Raw genomic sequence first — 15953 nt, 5'->3', positions numbered from 1 at the left:
AGAATCAAGCACAGGGGGAAGTAATGGACGGACTTCTGATCACAGCCGGCGTCGTCGACACGGGGCAGTGCGACGTGGTGGCCGATCATTTGTCGGCAGAAGGCATCGACCCCGCGACTTTCGGGCCGGGAACGGGGACTTTGGACGTCGGGGATCTCACGACAACTCTCGACGCGTTCGATCTGGACGGTGACGGGATCGTCGACAGTCGTGTCGTGTCGACGGACAGTTCCGGCAGTGATGCCGCTGCCATTGTTGTCGTCTCGGATTTCGATCGTGACGGCGCTGCCGACCGCGTCACGATCGTGGAGTCGGACGGAGACTTCGCGGGGTGGGAATGTCATCGAGACGAACAAGGCGTATTGGTGTGGGATCGCATCGATTCTGGCACCCTGTGACACTAGGAGAAGGCACTGAGTGACGTGCGTAAAGGACCGTTCGCCTTGCGATCCGGGACCGTTTGCCTCTATTGGAAGCCGGGTACGCGTTGTGGATACACCATCTGAATCGTTTCTGTGACATTTCTGACCGCACCCGATTACCTGCAGGTGAACAGCCAGCGTTAACCTCAGTACATAGGACACCCGGCGTCCGTGAAATCCACGTGAGTGGATGACGCGGCTGGACCCCGTCGAGAGGGGGACACCGGGATCGACTGGTATCGGGGCGCTGCAGTTCGCATCCGGTGTCACGAGAACCCGGTTCCGGCTCACCCCAGGAGAGTTTGATGACCTCAGCGACCATTCCCGGTCTCAACGGAACTGACGGCACGCCCCCCACGCAACACAAGGAATTGCTTGCATGGGTGCAAGAGGTTGCCGAACTCACCCAGCCCGCTCGTGTCGTCTTTGCAGACGGCTCGGACGAAGAGTGGGACCGGCTTACCAACAAGCTGGTCGAGGCAGGCACTTTCACGCGCCTCAACGACGAGAAGAAGCCGAATTCGTTCCTCGGTAATTCCGATCCTTCCGATGTGGCTCGCGTCGAATCGCGCACCTACATCTGCTCGAAGGAAGAAATCGACGCAGGCCCCACCAACAACTGGATGGACCCGTCGGAGATGCGCACCCTCATGGGTGGCCTGTACAGCGGTTCCATGCGTGGACGCACCATGTACGTCGTGCCGTTCTGCATGGGTCCTCTCGATGCCGAGGATCCGAAGCTGGGAGTCGAGCTCACGGACTCCGAGTACGTGGTTGTCTCCATGCGCGTCATGACCCGCATGGGCAGCAAGGTTCTCGAGAAGCTCGGCACCGACGGATTCTTCGTCAAGGCGCTGCACTCCTTGGGCGCTCCGCTCGCCGATGGCGAAGCCGATGTTGCGTGGCCGTGCAACGACACCAAGTACATCACTCACTTCCCCGAGGATCGTGAGATCTGGAGCTTCGGTTCCGGCTACGGCGGAAACGCTCTCCTGGGCAAGAAGTGCTACTCGCTGCGTATCGCTTCGGCAATGGCGCACGACGAGGGCTGGCTGGCCGAGCACATGCTCATCCTCAAGCTGATCTCCCCCGAGGACAAGGCGTACTACATCGCGGCGGCATTCCCGTCCGCGTGTGGCAAGACCAACCTCGCGATGATTCAGCCGACCATTCCCGGCTGGCGCGCCGAGACCCTCGGTGACGACATCGCGTGGATGCGTTTCGGTGACGACGGACAGCTGTACGCCGTCAACCCCGAATTCGGTTTCTTCGGCGTGGCACCGGGCACCAACTGGTCCTCGAACCCCAACGCGATGCGCACCATCGACCAGGGCAACACGGTCTTCACCAACGTTGCACTGACCGACGACGGCGACGTCTGGTGGGAGGGTCTCGAAGGCGATCCGCAGCACCTGATCGACTGGAAGGGCAACGAGTGGACGCCTGAGTCCGGCACGCAGGCCGCTCACCCCAACTCGCGTTACTGCACCCCGATGTCGCAGTGCCCGATCATGGCTCCCGAGTGGGACGACCCGAAGGGCGTGCCGATCTCGGCAATCCTGTTCGGTGGACGTCGTAAGACGACGGTTCCGCTGGTCACCGAGGCTCGCGACTGGCAGCACGGCGTCTTCATGGGTGCCACGGTCGGCTCCGAGCAGACCGCAGCAGCCGAAGGCCAGGTCGGTACGGTTCGCCGCGATCCGATGGCAATGCTTCCGTTCCTCGGCTACAACGTGGGTGACTACTTCCAGCACTGGATCGACCTCGGCAAGTCTGCCGACGAGTCCAAGCTGCCCAAGGTCTTCTACGTGAACTGGTTCCGCCGCGGCGACGACGGACGCTTCCTGTGGCCAGGCTTCGGTGAGAACTCTCGCGTCCTGAAGTGGATCGTCGAGCGTATCGAGCACAAGGCTGCCGGAATCGACACCCCGATCGGCGTCGTTCCCACGGGATCGGCTCTCGACATCGACGGCCTGGACGTGTCGGATGCCGACATCACCGAGGCCCTCGCTGTGAACATCGACGAGTGGAAGGCCGAGATCCCGCTGATCGAGGAGTGGTTCGACTTCGTCGGCGAGAAGCTGCCTACCGGCATCCGCGACGAGTTCGAAGCTCTGAAGCAGCGCCTGGGCTGAGTCCCTCGCTATTTCAGTTCTTGTGACCCGAATGCCGCATCTGATCGACCGGATGCGGCATTCGGCGTTCCGGGAGATATTTTCGGGTAGTTCTGGGGTCTTAACCGGCCCGGTTGAGCTATAGGACACATCGAATGATGCAATAACCTCATCAAGGAAACGACCCGGTCGACACTGCGGCCGCATGGAGGTACGGAAATGACCGGAATTTACAACGACGTCACCGAGTTGGTCGGGCGCACCCCGCTGGTGCGACTCAACCGCTTGACCGACGGACTCGGAGCGCAGGTTGTAGCGAAGCTCGAGTTCTACAACCCAGCCAACAGCGTCAAGGACCGGATCGGTGTGGCGATCATCGACGCCGCCGAGAAGTCCGGCGCTCTCAAGCCCGGCGGAACCATCGTCGAGGGCACCAGTGGCAACACCGGTATCGCACTCGCCATGGTCGGTGCTGCTCGCGGCTACAAGGTCATCCTGACCATGCCGGAGACGATGTCCACCGAGCGTCGCGTCATGCTGCGCGCCTACGGTGCCGAAATCGTGCTGACCCCGGGTGCCGACGGAATGGCAGGCGCAGTCGCCAAGGCCAAGGAAATTGTCGAGCAGACCGAAAACGCCGTATCGGCCAACCAGTTCGGTAACCCGGCGAACCCCGCCATCCACGAGGCCACCACCGGCGAAGAGGTGTGGGCGGACACGGACGGTGCCATCGACATCTTCGTCGCCGGTATCGGTACCGGTGGAACTCTCACCGGCGTCGGCCGGACCCTCAAGTCGCGCAAGCCCGGCGTCAAGATCGTCGGCGTCGAGCCTGCTGATTCCCCGATCCTGACCGGTGGCCAGCCTGGCCCCCACAAGATCCAGGGCATCGGCGCGAACTTCGTGCCCGACGTCCTCGATCGTGAGATCTACGACGAGATCGTCGACGTCAAGTTCGACGACGCAGTCACCACCGCGCGCGCATTGGGCACCGACGAGGGCATCCTCGGTGGCGTCTCCTCCGGAGCCAACGTCTGGGCCGCACTCGAACTGGCGAAGCGTCCCGAGAACGCCGGCAAGTTGATTGTTGTTGTCGTGCCCGACTTCGGTGAGCGTTACATCTCCACCCCGCTGTTCGAACACATCCGGGACTGAGGTTCGTGAGTATCCTCGGCGTCATTCGCGAGGACCTGCAGGCTGCGCGCGGTCAGGATCCTGCCGCGCGCAGCAATGTGGAGAATGCCCTCGTTTACTCAGGGCTGCATGCCATCTGGTCGCACCGGATCGCGCACAAGATGTGGGCTGTGCCCGCTCTGCGCGGCCCGGCGCGGGTGTTGTCGCAGCTGACACGTTTTGCCACCGGCATCGAGATCCATCCCGGCGCGACCATCGGTCGACGGTTTTTCATCGACCACGGCATGGGCGTCGTGATCGGGGAGACTGCTGAGATCGGCAACGATGTCATGCTCTATCACGGTGTCACGCTCGGCGGCCGGTCACTCGAGCAGGTCAAGCGTCATCCGACGCTCGGCGATCGGGTCACCGTTGGTGCGGGTGCCAAGATCTTGGGGCCTGTTGTCATCGGTGAGGGTAGCGCTATCGGTGCCAATGCTGTTGTGACGCGTGATGTTCCGGCCGATTCCATTGCAACGGGTATTCCCGCAGTGGCTCGGCCGCGGACCGCCAAGGAGAAGTTGGTGGATCCGAACAGTTACATCGATCCTGCGATGTACATCTGAACTCTGTTCTCTCGGTGGCCGCTCCTCGTTTCGACGGTGGGGCGGCCATCGGTGTCTGATCAGGCGCGCGTCAGGCGCCACCCGCGACGGCCGAGTACGGCGGCGGTCAGAGCGCCCAAGGCTGCTCCGATCAGGGGATAGGCGGCGAGAATCAACCACCGGGGCGAGGTATCGGGGAGTGCTCTGAAGGAGATGTCCAGCGTCGACTCGTAGTCCCGGCTCATCTGCACACTAGTTAGCGGTGCGTACCCTCCCTGGAACACGATGTTGTCGTCCGAACTGGTCATCACGTCGATTGCAACGCCCACCAGGGGAATTCCGCCGACAATAAATCCCAGAACCATGAGTACAACGACCAGAACGCGCATCAACCGAGAGTATCGGCTTTCAGACCGTGATCGACGGTTCTTCCGGAGTCGAGAGCGTCAGGATTGCTCGTACGACGCGTGGACTCTGCTCGAGTGTGCGCTCGAGGTCGCGCAGCGTGTGGGCTACTCGCGATTCGGCGTAGTCCCCGACGACGTCGATGCTGGCAACGAGGTACACCTGCCGCGGCCCCAGGTATTCCATGCGCAGGAACGTGATTCGGTTGACGTCGGGTAGTTGTGTCAGCGCTTTGATGCCGGCGGCACGCAGGGTTGGTGACGCTTCCTCGCCGACCAGGAATCGTCGGTTGCGGTCGATCAGGATGATCGCGATGACGCCCAGGAGGATGCCGACGAGGATGGATCCCAGTGCGTCGGGGATCGGTGATCCGGTGATCTGGTGCAGCAGGACGCCGGCAAAGGCAATGATCAAACCGATAAGTGCCGCAGCATCTTCGGCGAATACGGCCCGGGTTGTGGGGTCGGACGTGTTGAGGGCTTGGGTGAGAACGTCACTGTTGACGGCTGATGCTTCTGCCCGCAATTGCTTGTAGGCCTGACGGAACGAGATGCCCTCGAGGATGAAGGAGACTCCGAGAACCGCGTAGGCAACCCCGAAATCGGTGGCTGGTTCCGAATGAAAGAGTTCCTGGATTCCGTGGGTGATCGACACTCCGGCGCCGAGCGCAAAGAGGCCGAGGGCCGCGAACATCGACCAGATGTACGCTTCGCGACCGTAGCCGAGGGGTTGTTCGCGGTCGGGTATGCGCTTGGAGCGTCGGTTGGCGATCAGGAGCAGGATCTCGTTGCCGGTGTCGGCCCAAGAGTGTGTGGCTTCGGCAACCATCGACGCTGATCCGGTGACGACCGCGGCTGCTGTTTTTGCTCCGGCAATCAGGGCGTTTGCGGCAAATGCCAGTACAACGGTGGTGGTGCTCTCGTCGGCCGATGCTTCGGTTTCGGTGGTCACGGAGCTAAGGCTAGGCCCGTGCGGACGGTTTTGTGTGGCGACTGTCGTTCGGATAGCTGTCCACATGTTGAAACCCGCTGAGTCGGGCTAGCACTCAGCGGGTTTCCGGTGGTTATCCCGGCGTCCTGGCTCAGGAGCCGAAGGGAAGGGTTCCCGGGGGGATCTGGTATCCACTGCTGCCGACGGAGGCGCTGCCCCAGAGTGCGAGGAAAGCGTTGATGGCGTTGGTGAGCATATGAATGTCCTTTGTGAGACGACTGATTCGCTTTCGACGGTACCGGGCGAGCCTGAGCAATTGCTGTAAGTGAGCACCCTTTTCATGAAGTGAGCACCCCTTCCGTTGTGCTGGAAGGGGTGCTCACCGTGCAGAAAGGGTGTTGGGTCAGCTCGTGTACCCGGGCGGCATGAGCACGGACTTGGTCTCGCAGAAGGCTTCGAGGCCCTCGGGTCCGTTCTCGCGGCCGATGCCGGAGTTCTTGTAACCGCCGAACGGTGAGCCGGCGTCGAAGGCGTACCAGTTGATCGCGTAGGTGCCCGTACGGATTTGCGCGGCAATCTCGAGGCCGTGATCGATGTCGGTGGTCCAGACGGATCCGGCGAGACCGTAGTCGGAATCGTTGGCGATCTTGACGGCCTCGTCCTCGGAGTCGTACGGAATCACCGAGAGCACGGGGCCGAAGATCTCTTCGCGGGCGATGGTCATGGAGTTGTCGACGTCGGCGAAGATGGTCGGCTCGACGTACCAGCCCTTGTCGAGTCCCGCGGGACGGCCGCCGCCGAGGACCAGTCGAGCGCCCTCTTCCTTGCCCTTGGCGATGTAACCTTCGACGCGCTCGCGCTGCTTCTCGGAGATCAGCGGGCCGAGCTGAGATGCCGGATCGGACGGATCGCCGACGGTCATGTAACCGGCCGCGGTCTTGAGACCTTCGATGACCTCGTCGTAACGTGAACGGGGAGCGAGGATTCGGGTCTGCGCGACGCACGCCTGACCGGTGTTCATGAGGCCGGACATGACGAGCATCGGCATTCCGGAGGCGAGATTGGCGTCCTCGAGGATGATGGCGGCGGACTTGCCACCGAGTTCGAGGGAGCAGCGCTTGAGGTTCTGCGCGGCGATGGCGCCGATCTTGCGGCCGACGGCGCTGGAGCCGGTGAAGGTGATCTTGTCGATGTCAGGATGCGAGACCAGGTATTCGCCGGTCTCGGCTCCGCCGGGGAGCACGGAGATGACGCCTGCGGGAACGCCGGCCTCAGCGAAGATCTCCGCGATCACGTGCACCGAGAGCGGTGACTCGGGAGCCGGTTTGAGCAGGACGGTGCAGCCGGCGAGCAGCGCGGGGGCCAGCTTGTTGATCGCGAGGAACAACGGAACGTTCCAGGCGAGAACCGCTGCGACAACACCAACGGGTTCGCGGGTGACCTTGGTCTGCCCGAAGACGCCGGTGCGCTTTTCCTCCCACGCGAACTTGTCGGCCAGTTCGGAGTAGAAGCCGAGCGTCGCCATCGACGGGGTCTGCTGCATCATGCCGACCATGGCGGGCGGCTGGCCCATCTCGCTGGAGATGAGCTGGTTGAGATCTGCGCTTCGCTCTTCGAGGAGCTTGGCGGCCTTCGCGAGGATCGCGCCCCGCTCGGCCGGTGTGGTCTTGGCCCACGGTCCGTTGTCGAAAGCGTTGCGCGCAGCGGAGACTGCGGCGTCGATGTCTGCCGGAGCGGCGACGGGACAGCTTCCGACGCGCTCCTCCGTTGCCGGTGAGAACACCTCGAGAATCTGGTCGGTGGCGGGGGCTACCCATTCGCCGCCGATGTAGAGCTTGTCGTAGTTCGTCATCACAATCTTTCCTCGGTGTTGTCGGTCTCGCGCTCTGGTGCCATATCGATGAAACTGGTGAAGCCGTAACGCTCGTGGGGTCCGATGGCAGCGACCTCGAAAAGTCCTGTGCCGTCGAAGGTTTCATTCCCCTCGGTGAGATGGAACTTGCTGAGGTTGTCCACGGGGGAGAACATGCGCTGCATGGGTTCGAATTCGTGGACCTTGTGCCGTAGCCCTTGGACAACCAGTTCGCCTTGCCACATGCCGTGGCGCCAGTCCTGCTCGAGGCCGTACCCGGTGCCGATGCCGATGTGGTTGGCCAGCAACAGTTCACAGTCGACGGTCAGGACCTCTCCGCTGGGGCGGTGGAACGTGAGGGTGGCTCCGGTGACGTCGCGGGTGGCGGGGCAGAAGATCAGGTTGTGCTCGGGCCTGCCGAGCCATTCCGGATCGCGTCCTTCCTCCGGCCAAATTCGCATCGCTTCCTCGACGATGCGACGGCCTTGCTCGTCCTCCTGCATGATGACCGAGATGGTGAAATCGTCGAATTGCATGACGGAGTACACCCAGAAGAAGTTCTGGATACCGTCGACGGCGCGTCGGCCGGGTGGCTCGGCTTCACCGACCGGGCGCACTCCCCAGGAGCGGTCACGATTGCCGCGCCAGGTGTCGGGGTCGATCGAGAGCTCCTCCCCGTCGACGGTCAGTTGGCCCGTCCACGTTCCGGTTTGCAGGAAGCGGGAGGTGTCGAAGGTGATGCGTTCGAGTTGGCGTCGAAAGTGCTTGGGCTCGAGTGCCGCCGGGATGGTGGCGTCGAAGGTGATGTCGAAGGAGAGGTCGTATTCGCTGCCGGGTTCGAGAACGACGCGCAGTTTCTGCAGACCTTCCAGGACCTCGATGCGCAGTGGTCCGACCGTGGTGTCGGTGCGATCGGCGCCCAGAGCTTTCGACATGCGGGCCACGATGTGATGTTCGCCGTGACGCAGGACCGCAAAGCCGTCCATGACACCGAGATTGGGGTACTGGCCCAGGCCGACGATGAGAAACGTGTCGTTGTTGCCGGTGGGGTAGCAGTTGAAGTAGTAGCGGTCGTAGAAGTTTCGGTCCGAGGTGGCGACGTGGCGGACCGGTTCCGCGATCTGGTGAATGGGGTAATCGTCCATCGGCGACAACATTGTCACTTCACCCTCTCCCAGTAGGTGCCGTCGAGCATCGCAGCGAGCGATGCGCGGTGCATGATCATGTCGTCGGGGTCGGCGGGTTGCTCGGCTTGCCCGAAAGCTATGGCGCGGGCCTGAATTCGCCACATGATTACCGCCTGGCGCAGCGCGGCATAGGTGACGTAGAACTCCAGATCGTGTGGCGTGTGACCGGTGATGTCGGCATAGGTTGCCGCGATGTCCGGCAGTCGAAGGAAGTCAGGCAGGCCGGGCAGGTTTGCCAACCCGGCGATGTCCTCGAAGAACCTGTGCAGGAACGCCATCCAGCCCAGGTCCATCTCACGCGGGCCGAGAGTTGCCATTTCCCAGTCGAGTACGGCGACCGGGGCAAAGTCCTGATACATGACGTTGCCGATGCGTGAGTCGCCCCAGCAGAGCACTGCCGGCGAATCGTCGGCGGGATTGTGTGCTTCGACCCAGTCGAGGGCCCGTTCGATGAGCGGCGATCTGACACCGTCCTTGACGACCCACTCGTAGTATCCGCGCTGCTCGGCGATGTGCGCCGAGAATGCCTCTCTAGCGGTCGGTCCCGAACCAGGCAACTGAAGGAAATCGAAGCGCTCGATCGGATTGTCGATGGCGTGCAATTGCGCCAGGATGTCGACCGAGTTCTGCTGCAGGCTCTTTCGCTGCGCTGGGGACGCTTCGGTGACCCACGATCCGAAGTTGTACGGCATGACGTCTGGCGGCACGTCACCGGAGATTCGTTCCATGACGAAGAACGGCGCACCCAACGCCTCCGGTTCGGACTCGGACCAGTACACCGCAGGGACGGGCACGGCGGAGTGCTCGCGCACCTGCGCCATGGTGCGGAACTGGGATTCGAGGTCGTAGGTCGGAAACACCGGCATGGTGGTCTCCGCCGGGGCGACACGGGCGACCAACGGATGATGATCGCCGTCCCAGGTTGCGTCGAAGAGGATGGTTTCGCTCGACATGCCGTTGGCTGCGGGCAGGGTGACGTCGGCGACGGTCACGGTGGATCCGGCCGGCACCTTCCCGGCCATCCAGCGTTCCAGGCGTTCACGGAGGTCTTCGGTATCGCGGAGGGAATCACTTGGTCGGGCGACCTGGGCGTGATGCTCGGCTTCGGTCGAGGAAACATCTGGGCTCACGGTCACCTCCTTCCCGCTTGTGTCACGTGCAATGCCCGCGACGGTGTGAGTCAGAACACTAAAACACGTTACAGAAATTGGGAACAGGTGGCACCCGTTTAGTGGGACTCCCTGCGGATTTCTCGGAGAAGAACGCGTGTCAGATGGCGGCGACGAGCGACAGGAGCCCTGCGCCGGTCAGAGTTCCGCGCTCGCCCAACTCGGCCGGGACGATTCTCAAGTCCTCGATGAACGACAAACGGGCATGTCGGGCAGCCGATTCCCGGAGTGGTACCCACAAGGGCTCGCCGGACTGGGCAAAACCACCGCCCACCACCGCAAGATTCACATCCAGCAGTGCCGCAGCCGATGCGATGGCAATTCCCAGCGCAGTTCCGGCGCGATGCAGCGCAGCTCGGGCGAGTGCATCGCCGCGGCGGGCGTCGCCGGCAAGTTCGAGGCCGGTGGCGCCGATCCACCCCTGAGCGCGAGCCCAGCGAACCGCCGCCGGACCGCTCGCCATTGTCTCGAGGCAGCCGACGCCACCGCACGAGCAGAGTTCGTCGGTTCCAGGAACAACAAGATGCCCGATGTGGCCGGCATTTCCCGTACGACCAGGTGCGATGTGACCGCCCAGAACAACTCCGCCGCCGACGCCGGTGGAAACGACCAGACTCAACAGGTCCGGGGTTCCGCGGCCGGCACCGTGGTGATGTTCGGCCAGTGCGGCAGCGGCTCCGTCCATGGCCAGCGTGGTTCGGGCGCCAGGAAAGAGGGCACCTACCGCGTCGACCAGCGTGAATCCGGACGCCCACTCGTTAATGTTGATGGGGGCGACAACACCGCTGGCGGTATCGACCGGCCCGGCGCAGGCGATCCCGACGGCGTCAACCGCGCGTCCGTCGGCGATGCTCTCCAGTAGTGCCGCGCACGCCGCCCAGGCGCCCGTTTCCGGCGTGGGAACCGTGCGGAATTCGGGAACACGGCCGTCCTCGGAAACCACGCCGGCAGCCATCTTGGTGCCGCCGACGTCGAGGGCGAGGCGAATCATGTCAACGCTTCTCGAGAACCACGACGAGGTTGCTCACGAGGATTTCGCGAAGGCCGGGAACGCGAACCATCCACCACGCCCAGGACGGGTGGTACCGGGGGATCGCGGCGAGCAGTGTGCCTTGGCCTGTTCCGCGGGCCCAGCGCAAGCCGTCGGTGGCACCCACTTTGAACAGGGACTCCCCGTATTTGTTCTTCGGTTCGCGGCCGGTTGTGCGGCGGTACCGCTTGGCTGCGTATTCACCGCCGAACGCGTGCCACGGCCCGGTCTCGTGCCCGCCGAACGGACCCCACCACAGGGTGTACGAGAGGACCATCAGTCCGCCGGGTTTGGTGACGCGCAGCATTTCCTCCGCCATGAGCCACGGCTCGCTGACATGTTCGGCCACGTTCGAGGAGAAGCAGATGTCGACCGACGAATCCCGGAACGGCAAAGCCAGCCCGGATCCGCGCACCGCCCCGCCGACGGTCAAGCCGGCAGCGTGCATTTCCGACGGATCGGGTTCGACTGGGATGTAGCGGGCACCGGCAGCTTGGAACACTTCCGCGAAGTAGCCGGGTCCGCCGCCGACATCGAGGACGGTGAGGCCGTCGAGCGTGTGACCGGTGTGACCTTCATGCAGGTCGGAGATCAATTCGACGGAATCGCGAGCGAGCGCGCCGTAAAAGATGTCGGGTGCGGTCTGCTCGTGACGGAAGTCGCTGAGCAAGCTGACGGATCGTTTGAGGGTCGCCCGTCGGCCGAAAATGCGGGTCACTGCGGGCTTGGTCACGAGAATCAACTTTAGCGACCGCGCTTTCGGGTCCACGAACACCGTCAAATTCACCGTGAGGAGCGCGGCAATACGGACGCGGAAACAGTTAGGGTGTTCCGCAGGGTTACCGACCGGTCAGGGTGGGCATCCCCCGCAGGACCACTCGCATCCGCGGCGGGTCACCGACGAAGTCTAGGGAGTAACGCACGTGCACGAGGTTCTGTTGCTCTGTTGGCGCGACACCGGGCATCCGCAGGGCGGCGGAAGCGAGCGGTACCTCGAGCAGGTCGGAACCCAGCTGGCGGCGCGCGGTATCAAGGTGACTTTGCGGACGGCGTCCTACCCGGGTGCGCCCGCGACAGAGACCCGCGACGGCATCACCATCAGCCGGTCCGGTGGACGGTTCAGCGTGTACCCGCGGGCCCTGGCTGCGATTGCGGCAGGCCGGTTCGGATTCGGTTCGCTCAAAGGCATTCGCCCCGACGCTGTCATCGACACTCAGAACGGGATTCCCTTTTTCTCGAAGATGGTGGCCGGCGCTCCGGTCACGCTGCTCGTGCATCATTGCCACCGCGAACAGTGGCCGGTCGCAGGCACACTCGTCGGGCGGATCGGATGGTGGGTGGAATCGCGCCTGTCGCCGAAGCGTCACAGCGATAACCAGTACTTGACGGTCTCGCTGCCCTCGGCCGAAGAGTTGGTGGATCTGGGCGTTGATCGTGATCGAATTGCCGTGGTACGCAACGGCGCAGATCGCGTTCCGATGGGCGTCGACGCGGGTGGTTCGATCACGCGGGCGAGCCGGCCCACCATGTCGGTACTCTCACGGTTGGTGCCGCACAAGCAGATCGAAGACGCACTCGAAGCGGTTGCGACACTTCGCCCGACAGAACCCGAACTTCACCTCGACGTCATCGGTGGCGGTTGGTGGGAGCAGAACTTGCGTGATCGCGCTGCCGAACTCGGGATCGGTGACGCGGTGACATTTCACGGGCACGTCGACGAGTCCCGCAAACACGAACTGTTGGCGCAGTCCTGGATTCACCTCATGCCTTCACGCAAGGAAGGGTGGGGTCTCGCCGTCATCGAGGCTGCGCAACACGGGGTTCCGACTGTCGGTTACCGCAGTTCCAAAGGGTTGACGGATTCCATCGTCGACGGCGTGACGGGTCTGCTGGTTGGCGGCGAAAGTGTCGGCGATGGCGACGTCGCGGAATTGACCCAGGCCGCAGGCACCTTGCTGCGTGATCATGAACTGCGGACAGTGCTCGGCGAGAAAGCCCGAGTATGGTCGAGCGAATTCTCGTGGGAGCAAACGGGAACCGGTGTTTTCGAGGTTCTGTCGGCGACGACGGTCGGGCGACGCGTGTCAGGGCTTGTCACGTCGCGCGAGTCGAATCCTGTTCTGGTTCAGTCCGAGCGCGAGTAGGGCCACGATTCCCGTCGCTACCCAGGCGATGTGGGCGAGCGTGACGATGGTCCGCGACGATGTCGAAGCCTGGTGCGTCGCACTGTCTCCGGGTACCCGGTACAGCTCGAGGTAGTCGTCCGCGAACACTCTCTCCAGGTTGTGCAGCGCCGCCTCGCCGGATCGGCCAGGGGTGTCGAGTTCTACCAGTATCCAGCTCACACCCAGAGCAGCGAGTTCGGTGCTGCTTGCGCCCGTGAGCAGGAGTTCCTCGACCTGGGCGGCGCGCGTTCCCTCGCCGCCGACAGAGCCGCCGGCCACGATCAGTTCGCCGGTCTGCAATACGTCGAGCGGGAGAAAACGGGGCGCCGGATCGAGGACCGGAGCATCACCGGTGTAGGAGAAGGCCCGGAACATTCCGGCGGGAAGCACTGCCACATCACCGGTTTCGTCTCGTAGTTGCTCGGCGACGGTGGTCCAGGACTGTGGATACTGCACCGGCTTCAGGGCGCCGCCGACGCCCCAGGCAAGGTCGGGCAGAGCCATCATCGTGACGACAACGGCGGCGATCGACCAGGTCGGTCGCGCAAGAGTGAAGCGGTTCTGAGCCCACATCACACCCGCCGCCGCGGACAGTGCGTAGAACGGTGCCGCCAACGCCACCCATTTCTGGGAATCGCGGAGCAGGCCTGCACCGGAGAAGTATTCGACCGACCAGCGCCCAGCACTCAGACCCCATGATGTCGCGCCGAGCGCCGGCGCGAGTACCGCGACAAGTGCCAGTACCGCCAGAGCGGAAATCACAGGATTGCGACGCCGTCGCCACAGCGCAGGGATACCGCTGAGCACCACGGTCAGGAGCAGCAGCGTCCCGAGCACTGCGAAGAGTGTTGTGCGAGAGTTCGGGACGGCAGCCGAGTTCCAGACACCACCCAACCCGGCGAGGCTGCCGAGCGTTCCGAGCCCGGGTTCCGCTCGGGCGGCGAAGGCTGCCACACCGGCCGGATCGGAACCGTCGGCGGCGCCGCTCGACAGAAATGTTGCCGCGAGCCACGGCGACGCAGTGATCAGAAAGAGCGCGAAGACGCCGCTGACGCGTCGTAGAACCGACGTTCGCCCGCCAGGGGAGGCTACGACCACCAACGCGGTTGTCAGTCCGAGGAGCGCGCCGGTAGGTGTCAGACCCGCGAATGCGAGAGTTGCGGCAACGGCCCACCAGGCGCCGGGCTGAGCGCGTCGTACACCGATGCCCGCGATCACGATCCAGGGCAACGCGCCGTAACCGGCCAGCAGGCTCCAATGTCCTTGCAGCAGGCGCTCGGCCACGTACGGGTTCCACAGCATGACCGTCGACGCCACCAGTTGCGGCCCGAGGCCGGCTGTCGGCAGAACGATTGCGACCAGGCGGGCAGCGCCCCAACCCGCCAGCCACAGTGCAGCGAGAAGCAGAGCCTTCACCACCAGCCCACCGTCGACGAAAGTGCTCAATGCCGCGATCAGCGCATCCTGTGGAACGGCCCGGGCGGCGGCGTCGGTGAGTCCGAGTGCGGAGTCGGTGAGGTACGACCGGGGGGTGCTGACTGCGTCGCGCAGCAGTAGATAGCCGGGACCGAGCAGTGGTCCGAGGATCAACAATGACAACGCCAGGCTGTACATCGCGGCCACGAGGCTGTGGTGTTTCGGCCGCACTGTCATGACGGGCACGATACGTGGTGCATCATTGGTCGCATGGCCCGCCAACCTCTTGATCGTTCCGCTGCGGCCGGGGTCAGTATGGTGTTGGCCGGTTCGATGACGGCAAATGTTGCGTCGTACCTGCTGGCCTGGTTGGCAAGTAGATGGCTGGGTCCGGCGGGGTACGGGGAATTCGCGAGTCTTCTCGCCGCGCAGTTGGTGCTGGCGGTGCCGGCGTTGGCGCTGCAGACGGTGGTCGCCCGAGAGGCTGTGCGCGGCAAGAGCGCTGACACATTGCGATCGCTCGGGTACAGGTGCGCGGCAATCGTGGCTGTTCTTGCGGTGGCGCTGGCCCCGGCGCTGGCGTGGCTGCTCGACACCGGATTGGTGGCGGCGTTCTCCGCTTTGGTGACGGCGCCGATGCTGGTGCTGCTGGCTACGGAACAGGGATTGTTGCAGGGGCACGGCCGGTTTGGCGTGCTCAGTGCGGTGCTGGCAGGTGCCGGTGTGATGAAAGTTCTTCCCGCAGTGGCAGTTCTGGCACTGGGCGGAGCCGCGGCCGCAGCGCTGGTAGCAAGCGCGGCTGGCACTGCGGTGCTGGTGGCGGTTGTCCGGATACTGGACCGAAATGCCCCGGTGAGCGAGAACGCGACGTTGCGGATCGGCGTTGTGTCCGTGCTCGCGGCTTCCCAGGTTCAGCTCGCCCTGATCGCGTTGTCGTCACTCGACCTGTTGATCGTGCGCGTGGTTCTGAGCGAATACGACGCGGGTGTGTACGCACTGGGCGCTGTCGCAACCAAAGCCGCGTTCTGGTTGCCGCAAGCCGTTGGTGTTGTCCTGTACCCGAAGATGGCAAATCCGGCGCAGTCGGCGCAGGCGGTTCGCACAGCGTTAGCTGTATTGGTGGGAATCGGAGCCGTACTGGTGCTGGGCGCGGCTCTCGCCGGTCCGTTGGTACCGATCCTGGTGGGCGACGCCTACGCTGCCGTCGCGCCGATGCTGTGGGCCTTTGCACTGCACGGGGCCGTCCTCGCCGTGCTGCAGTGCGCCCTGCTGTCTGCAATCGCGTCGGAACGTACAAGAGTTGCCGTGCTCGCGTGGATCGGATTGGCCGTCGAAGCCGTCGTGATGCTCCTGTGGGCAACGACGCCGGGTCAGTTGATCGGGACTGCGGTTGTGGTCGCGTCGGTGACAGCTGCGGCAGTGTCCGTTGCTGCTGTGCGCAGTGCAGACCGGGCAAGCACGAGCTAGCACCGCCGGTACGAAGCGAGCACCCCTTCCGACTAGCGGGAAGGGGTGCTCGCTTCGTACAACCTGTGCCAGGTTCAG

14 protein-coding genes are annotated in these 15953 nt (G+C 63.8%); 6 read left to right on the top strand and 8 right to left on the bottom strand.

All coding sequences use genetic code 11. The features are described from left to right. The first annotated feature begins 23 nt into the window (after window positions 1–23). The 4 genes from FFI94_RS25225 (at window position 24) to epsC (ending at window position 4275) form a co-directional block, all read left to right on the top strand. Window positions 24–398 (top strand): DUF6802 family protein, encoded by a 375-nt coding sequence (locus FFI94_RS25225; protein ID WP_138870223.1) that lies wholly within the window; start codon window positions 24–26, stop codon window positions 396–398. Between the two features lie 329 nt (window positions 399–727). After that, window positions 728–2557, top strand: coding sequence for a phosphoenolpyruvate carboxykinase (GTP) (locus FFI94_RS25220; RefSeq protein WP_138870222.1), 1830 nt, complete (start codon window positions 728–730; stop codon window positions 2555–2557). Window positions 2558–2755: 198 nt separating this feature from the next. Further along, window positions 2756–3691 (top strand): cysteine synthase A, encoded by a 936-nt coding sequence (gene cysK, locus FFI94_RS25215; protein ID WP_138870221.1) that lies wholly within the window; start codon window positions 2756–2758, stop codon window positions 3689–3691. Between the two features lie 5 nt (window positions 3692–3696). Beyond that, window positions 3697–4275: a serine O-acetyltransferase EpsC gene (gene epsC / locus FFI94_RS25210; RefSeq protein WP_138870220.1), complete on the top strand. Its 579-nt coding sequence runs from the start codon at window positions 3697–3699 to the stop codon at window positions 4273–4275. 59 nt (window positions 4276–4334) lie between these two features. On the opposite strand, the gene FFI94_RS25205 is transcribed toward epsC, so the two are convergent. The 7 genes from FFI94_RS25205 to FFI94_RS25175 all read right to left on the bottom strand — a co-directional run bounded on the left by FFI94_RS25205 (window position 4335) and on the right by FFI94_RS25175 (window position 11560). Then, on the bottom strand, window positions 4335–4643 hold the full coding sequence (locus tag FFI94_RS25205; RefSeq protein ID WP_138870219.1) for a hypothetical protein: 309 nt from the start codon (window positions 4641–4643) through the stop codon (window positions 4335–4337). Window positions 4644–4662: 19 nt separating this feature from the next. Then, window positions 4663–5610, bottom strand: coding sequence for a cation diffusion facilitator family transporter (locus tag FFI94_RS25200; RefSeq protein WP_138870218.1), 948 nt, complete (start codon window positions 5608–5610; stop codon window positions 4663–4665). A gap of 382 nt (window positions 5611–5992) precedes the next feature. Then, complete coding sequence (locus FFI94_RS25195; protein WP_138870217.1) at window positions 5993–7441, bottom strand: aldehyde dehydrogenase; 1449 nt, start codon at window positions 7439–7441, stop codon at window positions 5993–5995. Further along, window positions 7441–8598 carry a hypothetical protein gene (locus tag FFI94_RS25190; protein ID WP_138873402.1) on the bottom strand — a complete coding sequence of 386 codons (1158 nt, stop codon included), beginning with the start codon at window positions 8596–8598 and terminating at the stop codon, window positions 7441–7443. The genes FFI94_RS25195 and FFI94_RS25190 overlap by 1 nt, the downstream gene beginning before the upstream one ends. A gap of 2 nt (window positions 8599–8600) precedes the next feature. Next, complete coding sequence (locus tag FFI94_RS25185; RefSeq protein ID WP_138870216.1) at window positions 8601–9764, bottom strand: phosphotransferase family protein; 1164 nt, start codon at window positions 9762–9764, stop codon at window positions 8601–8603. Between the two features lie 133 nt (window positions 9765–9897). After that, complete coding sequence (locus tag FFI94_RS25180; protein WP_138870215.1) at window positions 9898–10788, bottom strand: ROK family protein; 891 nt, start codon at window positions 10786–10788, stop codon at window positions 9898–9900. A gap of 1 nt (window position 10789) precedes the next feature. Further along, window positions 10790–11560, bottom strand: a complete 771-nt coding sequence (locus FFI94_RS25175; protein ID WP_138870214.1) for a class I SAM-dependent methyltransferase — start codon at window positions 11558–11560, stop codon at window positions 10790–10792. Between the two features lie 190 nt (window positions 11561–11750). Between FFI94_RS25175 and FFI94_RS25170 the strand changes: the two genes are divergently transcribed. Beyond that, the gene (locus FFI94_RS25170; protein ID WP_138870213.1) at window positions 11751–12971 is read left to right on the top strand and encodes a glycosyltransferase family 4 protein; all 1221 of its coding nucleotides are present in this window, start codon (window positions 11751–11753) and stop codon (window positions 12969–12971) included. Here the strand turns inward: FFI94_RS25170 and FFI94_RS25165 are convergent. Then, window positions 12912–14645 (bottom strand): hypothetical protein, encoded by a 1734-nt coding sequence (locus FFI94_RS25165; protein ID WP_138870212.1) that lies wholly within the window; start codon window positions 14643–14645, stop codon window positions 12912–12914. The genes FFI94_RS25170 and FFI94_RS25165 overlap by 60 nt on opposite strands. A 33-nt stretch (window positions 14646–14678) precedes the next feature. Here FFI94_RS25165 and FFI94_RS25160 point away from each other — a divergent pair, with 33 nt between their 5' ends. Continuing rightward, on the top strand, window positions 14679–15875 hold the full coding sequence (locus FFI94_RS25160; RefSeq protein ID WP_138870211.1) for a lipopolysaccharide biosynthesis protein: 1197 nt from the start codon (window positions 14679–14681) through the stop codon (window positions 15873–15875). Window positions 15876–15953: the final 78 nt, after the last annotated feature.

The organism is Rhodococcus sp. KBS0724 (assembly GCF_005938745.2).
Classification (GTDB): Bacteria; Actinomycetota; Actinomycetes; order Mycobacteriales; family Mycobacteriaceae; genus Rhodococcus_F.
Note: the sequence above shows the minus strand (reverse complement) of the source record. Positions and strands in the feature narration are given on the sequence as shown.

Bases quoted from the DNA above. Each gene is read 5' to 3' on its own strand.
- FFI94_RS25225 (WP_138870223.1), top strand. From the start codon at position 24: ATGGACGGACTTCTGATCACAGCCGGCGTCGTCGACACGGGGCAGTGC.
- FFI94_RS25220 (WP_138870222.1), top strand. From the start codon at position 728: ATGACCTCAGCGACCATTCCCGGTCTCAACGGAACTGACGGCACGCCC.
- cysK (WP_138870221.1), top strand. From the start codon at position 2,756: ATGACCGGAATTTACAACGACGTCACCGAGTTGGTCGGGCGCACCCCG.
- FFI94_RS25205 (WP_138870219.1), bottom strand. From the start codon at position 4,643: ATGCGCGTTCTGGTCGTTGTACTCATGGTTCTGGGATTTATTGTCGGC.
- FFI94_RS25195 (WP_138870217.1), bottom strand. From the start codon at position 7,441: ATGACGAACTACGACAAGCTCTACATCGGCGGCGAATGGGTAGCCCCC.
- FFI94_RS25190 (WP_138873402.1), bottom strand. From the start codon at position 8,598: ATGTTGTCGCCGATGGACGATTACCCCATTCACCAGATCGCGGAACCG.
- FFI94_RS25180 (WP_138870215.1), bottom strand. From the start codon at position 10,788: ATGATTCGCCTCGCCCTCGACGTCGGCGGCACCAAGATGGCTGCCGGC.
- FFI94_RS25165 (WP_138870212.1), bottom strand. From the start codon at position 14,645: ATGACAGTGCGGCCGAAACACCACAGCCTCGTGGCCGCGATGTACAGC.
- FFI94_RS25160 (WP_138870211.1), top strand. From the start codon at position 14,679: ATGGCCCGCCAACCTCTTGATCGTTCCGCTGCGGCCGGGGTCAGTATG.